At 55.2% G+C, this 12,826-nt stretch carries 10 protein-coding genes; 5 read left to right on the forward strand and 5 right to left on the reverse strand.

Annotated elements, in window-relative coordinates; genetic code table 11:
* The 4 genes from JMJ16_RS41265 to JMJ16_RS41280 form a co-directional block, all read right to left on the reverse strand.
* A complete protein-coding gene (locus JMJ16_RS41265; RefSeq protein ID WP_201391022.1) occupies positions 1–786 on the reverse strand; it encodes a hypothetical protein in 786 nt (261 codons plus the stop codon).
* A 115-nt stretch (positions 787–901) separates the two neighbouring features.
* A complete protein-coding gene (locus JMJ16_RS41270; protein ID WP_201391024.1) occupies positions 902–2,947 on the reverse strand; it encodes a hypothetical protein in 2,046 nt (681 codons plus the stop codon).
* Positions 2,948–3,010: 63 nt separating this feature from the next.
* Entirely contained in the window at positions 3,011–4,579 is a 1,569-nt protein-coding gene (locus JMJ16_RS41275) for a DMT family transporter (protein WP_201391026.1), read from the reverse strand.
* A 707-nt stretch (positions 4,580–5,286) separates the two neighbouring features.
* Positions 5,287–5,889 carry an isoprenylcysteine carboxylmethyltransferase family protein gene (locus JMJ16_RS41280; RefSeq protein ID WP_201375719.1) on the reverse strand — a complete coding sequence of 201 codons (603 nt, stop codon included), beginning with the start codon at positions 5,887–5,889 and terminating at the stop codon, positions 5,287–5,289.
* Positions 5,890–6,134: 245 nt separating this feature from the next.
* Between JMJ16_RS41280 and JMJ16_RS41285 the strand changes: the two genes are divergently transcribed.
* The 4 genes from JMJ16_RS41285 (at position 6,135) to JMJ16_RS41300 (ending at position 12,000) form a co-directional block, all read left to right on the forward strand.
* Complete coding sequence (locus JMJ16_RS41285) at positions 6,135–6,659, forward strand: nucleoside deaminase (RefSeq protein WP_201391028.1); 525 nt, start codon at positions 6,135–6,137, stop codon at positions 6,657–6,659.
* Positions 6,660–7,159: 500 nt separating this feature from the next.
* Positions 7,160–8,971 carry an ABC transporter ATP-binding protein gene (locus JMJ16_RS41290; protein WP_201391030.1) on the forward strand — a complete coding sequence of 604 codons (1,812 nt, stop codon included), beginning with the start codon at positions 7,160–7,162 and terminating at the stop codon, positions 8,969–8,971.
* Positions 8,968–10,767, forward strand: a complete 1,800-nt coding sequence (locus JMJ16_RS41295; protein WP_201391032.1) for an ABC transporter ATP-binding protein — start codon at positions 8,968–8,970, stop codon at positions 10,765–10,767. The genes JMJ16_RS41290 and JMJ16_RS41295 overlap by 4 nt, the downstream gene beginning before the upstream one ends.
* A 309-nt stretch (positions 10,768–11,076) precedes the next feature.
* Positions 11,077–12,000 carry an HAD family phosphatase gene (locus tag JMJ16_RS41300; RefSeq protein ID WP_201391034.1) on the forward strand — a complete coding sequence of 308 codons (924 nt, stop codon included), beginning with the start codon at positions 11,077–11,079 and terminating at the stop codon, positions 11,998–12,000.
* A 4-nt stretch (positions 12,001–12,004) separates the two neighbouring features.
* Here the strand turns inward: JMJ16_RS41300 and JMJ16_RS56235 are convergent, their stop codons facing one another.
* On the reverse strand, positions 12,005–12,127 hold the full coding sequence (locus JMJ16_RS56235; protein WP_255553286.1) for a hypothetical protein: 123 nt from the start codon (positions 12,125–12,127) through the stop codon (positions 12,005–12,007).
* Positions 12,128–12,274: 147 nt separating this feature from the next.
* On the opposite strand from JMJ16_RS56235, the gene JMJ16_RS41305 reads away from it, so the two are divergent.
* A complete protein-coding gene (locus JMJ16_RS41305; RefSeq protein WP_201391035.1) occupies positions 12,275–12,826 on the forward strand; it encodes a hypothetical protein in 552 nt (183 codons plus the stop codon).

A 12,826-nucleotide genomic window follows, 5' to 3' on the forward strand; every position in this document is an offset into this window, starting at 1 on the left:
TCACACTGTGCCAGTCGCGGCACTGGCCGTGAAGGACGTTATCTTGACCAGCGTACCAGGCTGGATGAGCACGCGTACGCCCGCCTGCCCTTTGTTGAGCGAGGCATCCTTGATCGTTGCCTGCCAGGTGGCTGGTTCGGGCGCGTTGGTCTGCCAGGCGCGGGCCATAAGCTGGTTGCCGAGGGCGCGGAAACGAAGTGCGTAGCTCGCGCCGTTCTGAGCGGCGAAGGGCACACTGACCAGTTGCTGATTGACTCCAGCGACCCGGCGCATGATGATCAGGTGATTGCCATCGATATAGGCCTTGTACCAGTTATTGACGTTGTGCCAGCGCAGGACCGAGCCAAAGTTATTCTGACCCGTGAATTTGTTTAGTGAGCCATTGATCAGCAGGTCAACGTTGTCGCTGGCAGGACCCAGCACCGCGTTAAATGTGCCGTTACCATCGGTGATGGAGCCAGCCGTATTCTGAACCGAGAAGATCGCCAGTGCATTGGCGTCGGCCGTCCAGGTATGGCCATCGCTGGCCTGGCCCCAGAAGCGCTGGTTCTGGCGTTGAAAGGTATCCTGAGCCAATACATTTGTCTTTGGCGTGGCTGGTTTGCCCGTGGGTGTCACGGGCTTCTGAGCCATAACCGTAGGTGTGCCCACTGGCCCATCGTGAAACATGCGCTGCATGTCCGGGAGGGTGAGCGAGCGCTGAATTGTATTCGCGAAGACGCCCGCCGTTAAGCCGAGGAGCATCAGCACTAGTAAGAGTGTTATGGCGATGACACGCCTTGTCATGATTGGCCTTCCTTCTGACTGTGAAATCTCACGTCTGCGGCGCTCGCTCTGGTAGGTGGTGCGGTGCGGATTGAGCTTACGGCTACCAACCCGCACCGCACCACCTACCGGTCATTTATGCCTTAGCGTGGAGAATATCTTGAATCATCTGGATCGATTGTGGGCTGGGTCGGTAGGGTGAGACCTGGAAGGTAGAGATGGATTGCATGTGATCGTGAATCCAATTCGCCCCGTGCAATGTCTGCCCTGTGTTGGCGTCGGTTTGTCCGATATAGGCGTTGTTGGTGTTGACGATCATGTCGTTGATGAGCGAGAGCGTCGAGGGCTGGCGCATCTGGTCGTCGTTCATCTGCATGATCTTCTTGCCATCGCTACGCACCTGGTTGAGCCAGCGATTGACATTGCTCAGAGCATTGACGATATCGGTCGCGTTCTGGCGCAGAGAGGCTGGTGCGTCCGGCGCCTGCAAGAGTCCGTTCAGGTGCTTCATAACGTGCGAGAGGTAGCAGGGTGGCTCCTGGTCGGGTCCGTTGACCTGGATCAGACCTATCTGGGCCAGTCGACCATCGACGAGCGCGGGAGTGCCAGGTGGAAGGTCTAGTCCGACAAAGGACGCGCCATCGAGATAGGCTAGGGTACGTGTTGTCATGCGCCGTACATAGTTAATGTCTTTGTTCGCCTCCCAGGGATCGCGCATGCTTGTGGTCCACTCCACCAGCTTAGCCGTGTTGCGGTAGAACCAGGTGTTTAACCCACCGGGAAGGTTCAGCTTCTCCAGCGTGGGGTCGCTGGCCAACAGGTGGCGCAGGTGATCAAGATAGCTAAAATGGTTAGTGTTATCAGGTGTATTAATTGGGGCCTGCGAGACCTCTCCATAGTAGCGCCAGGCGTTATAATCGGGTGTGGGCGAGATAGGCGTGACCGAGGCGCTCTCCTCTGTCACCAGGAAGCGGCTCGTTGTGAGCAGCAGGTTGCTGTGCTGCGGGTCGCCGCTATAGAAGAGGTGTGCCTTGCCATTACTCACGTTCAGGCGCCCCATCAGAATAGTGTGTGCCTCACTCTGGCTCTTATCTCCCAGCAGCCAAGCATAATAGGCCTTGCCGCTGGCGGGTGGGTTTAATTGTTGGAGGTCGATAGTTACCTGGTCGGAGATGCCCTGGCTGCTCTTCTCGCTGATCTGGTTGCTGCTGATATATGAGACATTGCCCACGATGGGCGGCACAGCACTCGTAGTGGTCGTGGTTGGCCACTGGTGATAGAAGACCAGGAAGTAGCTCAGGCCCGCGACCGAGAGCGCGATGATGGCCACGATAGCCACAAATTTGGCGAAAGTATTCCTGGGGGCCCGTGGTGCTGGAGCAAGTGGCCCCTCGCGTGGTGGGGGCTGTGTCTTTTCGACGAGCATACCTGTGCTCGCTCTTTGCGTTGCTCCGCTCCGGCGCATAGGTGGAGCATTGTGTTCTAGTATGAGAGGCTCTGGCTCTGACTCCTCGTCTTGCAGTGCCTGGGTGTATGGATCAAACCTCTCTAGCGCAGGGTTATGCCTCAGTCGCTCGCGTGGTGGGGAGGGTTGTGGACTCGCGACTGGTCGCTTCTCCACGCGTGGAGGCACATCCATCTGTGAAACAGGAGGCATATGGCCGGTTGTGTGCTCGCGGGCGTCGAGTGGCTGTCCACCTGCGGACAATTCCATTACCGGCTCGCTCTCGTTGTCTGTATGAAGGGGTTGGCTGACTGGTCCACGTGGTCCCGCGTTGCGTAGATCGGCCTTGAGCGTGTGCAGGGAGGCCGTGGGACTGAGCGGCGCGGTAATGCGTTGTGGGCTTGTTTGCGCTGTATGGGTGCGCTGGCGTGAGAGCTGACCCATGGCCAGGGCGTTCGCCAGGTTATCTACAGAGGAATAGACAGGGAAGCCAAAACGCGTCGCCAGCTGTGTTATATGCCCACTATTGGGGATGACAAAGATCACGGGTATATCGAGCTGGCGCTTAATATGCTTAAGCGCCGAGAAGTCATCTGGCCGCTGGAAGAGGCGTCCCTGCTCCGCCAGCATGATAACTACTGGCTTGCGCAGCTCGCTCAAGGCCTGACTCAGGGTGGCTCTATTGTCGGCGGTCTCCAGGTAGAGTACGCAGAAGTCGCCTGTATCACTTCGTTTCATTCGTTCCTCCCGCTACTGGCGTACGCGGCTACTGAGGCTGCGCCCTGGTGTCGTAGCTACTGTTTATCGATCGAGGCGGTCGTATGCGGGTAGCTCTTCGCCGAAGATCGCGTCGGCGCGCAGGCCCGAGAGATCGACTGTCTGGCGGCGCAGGCGAGCTTTATTGGCTAACCCGACGGAGGCCCGTGCCTCCTGGTGATGCTGCTGAAGCAGGCGCTTGCGTTCTCGCTGCCTTGGGCGCCAGTAGATGCTGGCTGGTGTCGTGCCGGGCTGGTGACGCGCGTGCTCATCCCAGGTCTCCAGGGTATATGCTACGGCGTGGGCCTGCTCCATTGGCACTTCCTCGACCTCAAATGACCTTGCCAGGACATCCATGTCAGATACCTCCTGTGTATTAGCTTCATGCTCGCGTGAGATGATGGAAGGAATAGATCTTGCAGCCGTGGGCGTATTGAAAAGCCGGATTAGCCTGCGCAGGCTGAGCATACTCAGTCCCGCGACTGCGATCCAGGCGAGGAGCCAGCAGAGTGCCTGCCCGATGACCAGGGCCAGCATTGAGCCGTGCCCATGCGCGACAATGGTTTGGTACTCCGGCCACACCTGGGCCAACAGAATCCAGGCCGCGGGCGGGAAGCCTTCCAGGCGCAACAGGGCAAAGGCGCCAGCGATCACACCCAGAACGGGCAGGATTAGACCGCCATCGCTGCCTCGCCAAGTCTGCATCAGGCGGTCACCAAAGAGTGCCGCACTCCGCTTTCCCTGCGTCGCTGGCCGCTCTGCCGACCCCCAGGTATTGATTAAGGCACCGGCCACGATCAGGGCCCCACCGAGGTAGCCATCCAGGGGGAGAACCTCGTGCAGGTAATAGTTGGCGAAGGCCGCGCCCAGCACCGGCTCCAGAATATAGATGAAAGAGACCGTTATTGGTGAGATGTAGTTCTGCAAACGTACCGTAATCAGCGTAGGGAGACAGGTCGTGCCAAAGGCGATGTAGAGCACACTCCACAGATCATTCGGGAGTAGTGGATGCACATCCTGCCAATTACCAAAGAGCAGAGCGATAAAATTGCCCCAGATGGCCATTGTCAGCAACTGAATGCCAAAGAGAGGGAGATAGGCCTTGCCGCGCTGCTCATGGTCCGCCAGGAAGACATAGAATGTGCAGAAGAGGCCACCGATAAAGGCGATCAGCGCGCCGCGCAGGCCGCCGATGGGTGAATTCAAGATGAGCAGAAGCGCTCCACACGCCGAGACCAGCCCGGCGAACCATGTCGCCTTATGTAGAGGCTGGCGCATAAAGAGCCAGACACAGATCGCTGCCAGAAAGCCATTGAGCGAGGGGAAGAAGGCCGTGCTCGTCGCGCTATTATATTTCAACGCCACCGAGAGCGTAAACAGGCCGATGCAGATGCAACTTCCCAGCAATACTCCGCTCTTTATCACCTCGCGATTAATCTCGTGCCAGGAATAGATAATAATACACAGGGCCAGGGGTAGGAGGGCCAGCATCACAAAGAAGGTAAACACAATCGGATCGATGCGCCCCAGCGACCCCTTCGAGACCGCGTAGTAGGTGCCATAGAGGAAAGTATTGAGGAAGAACGCGCCACAGGCCAGTAATTTCATGCGCATACGATAGACTCCCTTCAAGCAGCTCATGACATTCTAGGGAGAAGTATAGCCGTTTAAGAGCGCATAGAAGGCCTTTTTTGCGGTTTTTTGGCACTGTGTACTCACCGAAGGTGACCGGGAGGGGATGATAATTTGTGACCTGCCTCGTTAAATATTTGGATGTGGTACCGCGTAATTCAGAGAAGATGTAACATTGTATAGTTAGCAGAAGAGAAGGGGAGTATGCCAGGCTGGCTGGTAAACAGTAACTGCAAGCATCTCGGCAGGTAGATGCCAGCAATCCCCCATGATTTACCAGCCAACAGGCACACGTCACCAGAAGCACCAGAAGTAGTAGAGAGATATATGTCTTGTAATATGAAAATTTGTTTTCTACTATTTAGTATACTCATAATCCCAGAATTGACAAATCTAAAGGAATCGCTCCTTAAGCTGCCCCAGCCCACGCTGCTTATGGTGTTATGCTGCACTTTGCACCCAATTTGACACCCAATAGCTCAAAAGGTGTACTTTTCTGCCCCAAATTAGCCCAGCTCGCCCAACTTCTACATAATGCCTTCGCTCAGGTCATCGCCTTGAAATTTGGCGTTCAAGTCCTGGGCTGCCGCGTTATGTGACATAGAAATCGTATTCGCCTTTCTTTTGAAGCAACAACGGCTTGCTAGAAAAGAGGAAATGTGTGGAGCGCAATGGAGCCTTGTCTTCTGCTAAAGCACAAAGGGGATGAGCCGTTTTGTGCGCCGCATATATTCCTGATAGCGCTGGCCTAGATGCTCCTGGAGGACATGCTCTTCCACCCGGATACGATAACTGAAACCAATGAGCGCGCATCCCATGATGACGAGTAGGCTCAACCAGTTGTTCGTCAAGCTGAGTCCCAATCCGAGCAACGTGATGAGGATGCCGGTATAGGAGGGATGCCGAATGAGTCGGTAGGGACCCGTTTCAATCACGGTCTGCTCGGGTGCAATGGCCACGCTGGTCGTGAAAGAGCGACCAAGCACTTGAATAGCGTAGAGACGTAATATCATCCCCGTGTACATCAGGACAATGCCCAGCCAGAAGAAGATGTTGGGCGCGCTGGTGATGGCAGTGGCAGGAATTTTCAAAGCCAGCAGTATGCCGAGGAGGAGACCGGACATGATCAGGCAAAGAAGGACCATGTGCGATCCTTTATCTTGGCGCTGGGCGCCAGCACGGAGACGTTTGAACGTTCTGATATCCACGCTCGCTTCCATCACTCTCCAGATGAGAAAGCTCGTTACCAGGACACCGAGATCGAGCGGATTCTGAGCGAAAAGCGGCTGCATGTTCCACATCCTTTGCTCTGAAACTTTTGTGTACAGCAATACGACGCGTGAGCCGCAGGCCGATACACGCTGTTCTTCTATCTTACGCGATCATTCATGGTTCGGGCAAGCAAACGCTACAGAGCATGCAGGACGCTCTGCTTCTTCGCACCCGCAAAGGATTCAGGAGTGGGAACAAGGCTTGTGTGTTTGAAACGCCTCAACTATACTTGTTTCCACTATCGAGAAGAAAAAGGAAAAGATCCATGTCTGTTCCACCTACGATCTTTATGCAAGAAGCTCTTCAGGTTGCTACAGAGGGTTTAAAAAACGGGGAACTGCCTATTGGAGCGGTCGTTGTGCTCAACGATCAAATTATCGCTCACGCCTATACCACCGAACGGACAGAACAGCGCCTCCTCGTTCACGCCGAACTCCGTGCACTCCTTGAGGCGGATCATCTCTCGCCCTTTCCAGGAAAGCGTTCTGATGTAGCCCTTTTTACCACACTCGAACCCTGCCTCATGTGCATGGGGGCTGCGATGTCTTTTTTTCTTGGCAAAATCTACTATGCTCTGGAAGCTCCCGCAGATGGGGCCACCGCTCTCGTTTCTGGGTGGCAACGAAAGGATGAGGGCTTTCCTGCGTACCGTGTCCCTCTCATCGAGGGTGGATTGCTCAAGCAAGAGAGCTTGAACCTCTTCAACGCTTATGTTACACACCATCCTTCTTCCTCTGGACCTCTGTGGGAATATGCCAAAGCGTTGATTGGGAGCGTCCAACAAAAATAGACTGAGAATCCTAACTCATGTGGACACAAACAACGGTCTCAGAGAGAGGCTTGGAAACCATTCTTCGAGAAAAACAAAGGATTCCCCAGTTCGTTCCTCTATCTTTGACTCTATAGAAAACACATGCTATTATTCCCTCACCACCTGAACTTACAGACGATCTCTCATGAAAGGCAAAGCGCTATGGCTACCGGTTACCGAACGGCAAAAGGTATTGCGCGCACCCCCTATTGCAGCGCTCTTGCACTGGCCCAGAGCCTCATTGTGCCTTTTTTCAGGAACGCGCCAAATCATCCTCTCGCATAAACTGAACAAAATCAATGAAGAGGCTGTGGGCAAAACCGTTCATGGTCTTTTTGTTGCGCCCAACACAGACCGTGGAGCGTGCAAGATAGGCTGCGCGGTCTGTTAACTGCGCCCGTTTCCTCGCCCTTTCTTGCACGCATAGAGAGCAGTTTTCATGTGTAATAGTTTCTTCAGGCAAGGAAGGAAACACAGCGATGTATGTACACAAAAAGGATTATCTTCCTCTTCTGCGAACCTATCTTGGAGCGCAGTGGCGCTCGGTCCTGTTGATGAGCCTTCTGCTGCTCATCAGCATCGGATTGCAACTGGCCAATCCGCAATTATTGCAGATCTTTATTGACGCGGTATTACATGGATCTGCCCAGAGTACGCTGATCCTTATTGGTGTGCTCTTCGTCGTCCTTGCTCTGAGCACGCAGGGCGCGTCGATTGCAGCGACGTACTTGAGCGAGAATGTGGCCTGGACCGCAACCAATCGCCTGCGCGAGGATCTGATCAGCCACTGTCTGACGCTAGATATGTCTTTCCATAAGGCTCATACGCCTGGCGAGCTGATTCAGCGCGTTGATGGGGATGTCGATGCGCTCGCGAGCTTCTTCTCACAGGCGATCATCCAACTCGTAGGGAACCTCATTCTGCTGCTTGGGATTGTCCTGGTGCTTTTTCAGAAAGACTGGCGCCTGGGCCTGATGATGCTGAGCTTTACCGCGCTGGTCTTTGTCCTCCTGGCGCTTTTACAAAAGTATGGCAGGCCGTTCTGGCTGGCTTATCAAGTGAAGTATGCTGAGTTCTTTGGTCAGCTAGGCGAGTACTTAGAGGGGACTGAGGAAGTACGAGCGAATGGTGCCACGAGCTTTGTGATGCGCCGCTTCCACCAATTTGCTCGCCAGTGGTGGCAGATCGACTATCGCCGTTCAGTGGCAGAGTTCCTACAATTTGCTGGAACTCTCACCATTTTCTCTCTGGGGAATATCTTGGCGCTGGCCGTTGGGGCCTGGCTGCTGGGCGCGCACGCCATCTCGCTTGGTACGGTCTATGAGGTCTTTTATTATACCAACCTGATCATTCTCCCTATCAAGCAGATCCGTAATCAGATTCAGGACTTGCAAACCGCAGATGCGAGCATCGAACGTATCCAGAACTTGCTGAAGACACGCTCGACACTGACGGACGCTCACTGGCCCGTTCAGAACACCGCATTGCCTGGCACGGATACCTCTCAGACATACACGCTGCGCGAGCGTTACCAGACACTGCCAGTTGGAGCGCTTGAGGTCGCGTTCGAGCACATTACCTTTGGGTACAATGTGGACGAGCCGGTGCTGCGTGATGTGCATTTCCATCTGCCAGCTGGCAAGGTTCTGGGCGTGCTGGGTCGGACGGGGAGTGGCAAAACGACGCTGGCGCGTTTATTGCTGCGCTTCTACGATGCCCAGTCTGGCGAGATACGCTTGAGCGGCGTGCCTCTCCAGAAGATCGAGTTGGAGCAGGTACGTCGGCGCATGGCCATGGTCACCCAGGATGTGCAGCTCTTCCAGGGGAACGTGCGCGACAACCTGACCTTCTTCAAGCGCCATGTGCCCGATGCGCAGATCAACGCCGTCCTCAATGAACTGGGTTTGGGGCGCTGGTTGCAGGCACTGCCCAATGGTCTGGGAAGCGAATTGGGGGTTGGCGGCGCGGGCCTCTCGGCTGGTGAAGCCCAGTTGCTGGCATTTGCGCGGGCTTTTCTCGAAAATCCAGATCTGGTGCTGCTAGATGAGGCTTCATCGCGCCTCGATCCTGCAACTGAACAAGTCATAGAACGGGCCATAGAACGGCTATTACATGGGAGAACTGGCATTATTATAGCCCATCGCCTGGCCACGGTGCAGCGCGCCGACTATATTCTGATTTTGCAGTATGGCCAGATACTCGAATTCGGCCAGCGCGCGGAACTGCTGGCTAATCCTGCCTCGCATTTTTCGCAGTTGTTGGCCAATAATCTCCAGGTGGTGCTTTCATGAAAAACCTCCAGGCTCTGTGGCGATTGATTTGTTATCGCCCGATACTCTATAGCGCCGCAACCATACTCTGGATACTCAACGTGCTCACACCACTTCCCATGGGTCTGCTCGTGCAACATTACTTGAACGAACTTGCGCGGACACAGCAACTCACCTCGGGACTCCAGCGGCTCAACTGGCTAGCTCTGGCCTTGATCCTGGGCAGTGGTCTCTGTGCTCTGAGTAGCGGTGTGCTGGGACGTCTCTTGCGTTTTTCGGTGGCCCAATTGCTCCGGCGCAACCTGTTACAACGCGTACTGGAGCAGCCAGGCGCGTCAGCATTCTCTCATACGTTGGGTGAAACGCTCAACCGCTTTCGCTCGGATGCGGAGCAATTCGATCGGGCGGTAGACTGGAGCATCGATGCAGTTGGGCACATCCTGTTCGCCCTCCTCGCCCTGATTGTCCTGTTGAAGGTAAGCGTGCTTGTCACTGTGCTCATCTACCTGCCGCTGGCCGGAGTGGTCGCTACGACCCAGGCCATGTATGCGCGCTTGCAACGTTCCCGCGAGTCCAGCCGCCAGGCCAGCGGGAACGTTGCAAGCGCGCTGGGCGAGATCTTTGGGACGGTCCAGGCGATCCAGCTTGCCAGAGCCGAACAGGCAATTGTGGAACGTGTCCGTACCCTGAACGAGCACAGACGAGTGGCTATGCTCAAAGATCGCGTCGTCGAGCAATTAGTGAACTCGACCGTCGGCAATATCACAGGACTGGGCACGGGGTTTGTGTTGATACTGGTCGCCCAATCGCTGCATACCTTCCAGCTTGGGATCGGTGACTTGGCGCTCTTTCTCTACTATTTGCCATTTGTTGCTGACTTTAGCAAATTTACTGGAACCTTTATGGCCCATCTCGCCCAGACGAGGATCTCTCACCAAAGACTGCTTGCCATCTCCCAGGGGATGAGCGAAGGGAAACTCGTTGAGCATCATCCACTCTATCTTTCCAGCTCACTCCCGGAGCCACATCTAGAACAGGCAAGACCCGATAATGGACTACAGGAGTTGAGCGCGGCAAACCTGACCTATCGCTATCCTGAGAGTGGGCGCGGCATCGACGGAATCAACCTATGTGTGCGGCGCGGGTCGATCACCGTGATCACGGGGCGCGTGGCCTCCGGCAAAACGACGCTTCTGCGTGTGCTGCTGGGTCTGCTGCCGCGCGAGGTGGGCGAGATATCCTGGAACGGGCAGAAGGTGCACGATCCGGCAAGCTTCTTTGTTCCGGCACGCAGCGCCTACACCGCCCAGATCCCCCACCTCTTCAGCGCTACGCTCAAAGAGAATATCCTGCTGGATCAGCCGGAGACGCAGGAGACGCTCCAGGCAGCTGTGCACGCGGCGGTCATGGAGCAGGATGTAGAGATGTTGGAGCATGGCCTGGAAACCACAGTAGGGGCGCGCGGCGTCAAGCTCTCCGGTGGCCAGGTCCAGCGCGCCGCAGCAGCTCGCATGTTCGCGCGTTCCGCCGACCTGCTAGTCTTCGACGATCTCTCTAGTGCCCTGGATGTGGCTACTGAGCAGCAGCTCTGGGAGCGGCTCCTGGCCCGGCAGAGCGAGGAACATCCCCTCACCTGCCTGCTCGTCTCGCATCGCCGCTCCGTACTCCAGCGCGCTGACCACATTCTTGTCCTCAATGAGGGTCGTGTCGAGGCTAGCGGCACCACTGCAGATCTCCTGCTCACTTCCTCTGAGTTTCGTGCCATCTGGTCTAGCGAAACAGAAGAGGCTTCTGTTCATAAAGGAGATACTGTGTAAAAGCCTCTTCACAACTTCAGAAAGAGAACTCATCCCGAATTTTGCAAAAGGATACCACGAAGTCGAAGAAAAGCAGCGTTTTCTTCGACTTCGTGGTATCTGGGAGAGCGGCTTCTCATGTAGGGTGATGGTCTCATCCAATAGCTCAAGATTCCAGGTACGCTTTTGCCCAAGCATGGACTCATCGATGATGGTAGCTTCGCCTATAGGATGAATAACTCACTTCCATTGTTTTACTCACCTTTTCTTTTTGAGCCCGCTTAAGCCGGAAAATTCTGCTTTTCTTGGAGGCGAAAAGAGTCTATTGAGATGGGTAAAGGGATGTGGGCATGGGGCGCGGGTGATGGCCGCGCCCCATGCCCACATCCCTTTACCCTGGCGCGCTTGCGAGCCAGGATCCATCTGATGATGTTGTCCTGTCGATTTGCGTTGAGCCAGAAAGCGTGCGAACATAATAGAAGAGGTAGCCAGACCAAATTTATAAAGGATCACACAAAAAAAATTATGAAAAACTATCAGGCAGCACTTTTTGATATGGATGGCGTTGTCGCGGATACCAATCAATCGGTTAGAGACTTCTGGTATATGCTGGCGCGGCGCGAAAAGATTACACTGAGCGAAGAAGATTTTAAGCATCATATTTATGGTTGTCCGTCTGAATACACACTGACCAGGCTCTTCCCGCACATGAGCGCCGAGACGAGGCTGGCGATCCATGAAGATATCATGGTTTACGAGCGCAACATGTATTACCAGGCCATGCCGGGTGTCGTCGACCTCCTGCGCGACTTTAAGCGCCAGGGGATTCTCACCGCGCTCGTCACCAGCGGCAGGCGTTGGCGCGTCAATCTCGCTTTCCAACATATTGGTATTAGCGAACTCTTCAACGCTATCGTGACCGTAGAGGATATCACTCGCGGTAAGCCCGACCCTGAATGCTACCTTCTTGGAGCGCGCTTGCTTGGCAAAGCTGCCGAGGATTGCCTGGTCTTTGAAGACGCCGTCAGCGGTATCCGCGCTGGCTATGTCGCTGGCGCGACCTGCGTGGGTATCCAGGAAGACGCCGAGCGTGCCCAGGCTCTACGTGATGCCGGAGCCGCCCTCGTCGTTCCCGACTTCCGCTCTATGCATCTGGCCCCATCCAGTGTGAGCGATTTCAGCACCCTCGTCGTCCAGGCTGATGGCACCAAATACGCCCGCTTCACGCTAAAAGCAGATCACGTGCGTAGGTAACGCGCTACTGGCGTACGCGCCTATTGTTTGCCTGGATGTGTAGGCGCGTACGCCAATAGTAGAAGGCGTCGAAATCATCCTCGCGCAGATTGCGCACCGCCAGGCGCTCGGTCTCAAAGACGATCATTTCCGGAATCCCCTTAATCGTGTAGAATTGTTATCTATCACACTTCAGTTTATTGGCGCGCTCCTACACTATATCAGAGCCGTGTAAAAGCGGGCAAATCGAGGCTGTTGAGAGCAGGCTATATATTTTTTGAGGAGAGACAACAGTATGACAGTATTTATTGAGAGTCATCGTCTCAGCCGTGAGACGATCAAGCGTCGTCATGGCGAGGCGCAGGTTATCGATGTTACATCGCGTGGGGCTGATCCCTGGGTGCGCTTCAGCCCCTTCTATCCGCATGGCGATATTCCTGTGCCTTTCTCACCAGGATATACCAGTCAGAGCGTCGAGGGTGTCTGGCAGAGCTTGAAGGTTTTCGAGCAGGCTGGTGTTGATGTGAGTAAGTTTCGTATCGCCAATATGAAGGGCATCAAGCGCTCTGGTCGCAGCTTGGGCAGTGTGCTTGGGCATCGCGAGGGCGTGGATGGGGAGCGCCTGCTGGGTTACCGCGAGGCACGCTCGGCCATCTACCTGCCCACCTATCGCTGGATCCTGGAGAACAAGCTTCAGTCCGAACTTGAGGCCCTGCGCCAGCTCTCCGTCCAGGCGAGTGTGATTCTTTTAGATTACGAGACCAATGCCAACATTGATGACCTGCACCGTCCTCTCTCCCATGCTGCCCTCATTAAAGCGTATCTGGAGAACAACTGGCCTGAGTAA

Source organism: Ktedonobacter sp. SOSP1-52 (assembly GCF_016587395.1).

Bases quoted from the DNA above. Each gene is read 5' to 3' on its own strand.
- JMJ16_RS41285 (WP_201391028.1), top strand. From the start codon at position 6,135: ATGTCTGTTCCACCTACGATCTTTATGCAAGAAGCTCTTCAGGTTGCT.
- JMJ16_RS41265 (WP_201391022.1), bottom strand. From the start codon at position 786: ATGACAAGGCGTGTCATCGCCATAACACTCTTACTAGTGCTGATGCTC.
- JMJ16_RS56235 (WP_255553286.1), bottom strand. From the start codon at position 12,127: ATGATCGTCTTTGAGACCGAGCGCCTGGCGGTGCGCAATCTGCGCGAG.
- JMJ16_RS41275 (WP_201391026.1), bottom strand. From the start codon at position 4,579: ATGCGCATGAAATTACTGGCCTGTGGCGCGTTCTTCCTCAATACTTTC.
- JMJ16_RS41295 (WP_201391032.1), top strand. From the start codon at position 8,968: ATGAAAAACCTCCAGGCTCTGTGGCGATTGATTTGTTATCGCCCGATA.
- JMJ16_RS41305 (WP_201391035.1), top strand. From the start codon at position 12,275: ATGACAGTATTTATTGAGAGTCATCGTCTCAGCCGTGAGACGATCAAG.
- JMJ16_RS41300 (WP_201391034.1), top strand. From the start codon at position 11,077: ATGGGTAAAGGGATGTGGGCATGGGGCGCGGGTGATGGCCGCGCCCCA.
- JMJ16_RS41290 (WP_201391030.1), top strand. From the start codon at position 7,160: ATGTATGTACACAAAAAGGATTATCTTCCTCTTCTGCGAACCTATCTT.
- JMJ16_RS41280 (WP_201375719.1), bottom strand. From the start codon at position 5,889: ATGCAGCCGCTTTTCGCTCAGAATCCGCTCGATCTCGGTGTCCTGGTA.
- JMJ16_RS41270 (WP_201391024.1), bottom strand. From the start codon at position 2,947: ATGAAACGAAGTGATACAGGCGACTTCTGCGTACTCTACCTGGAGACC.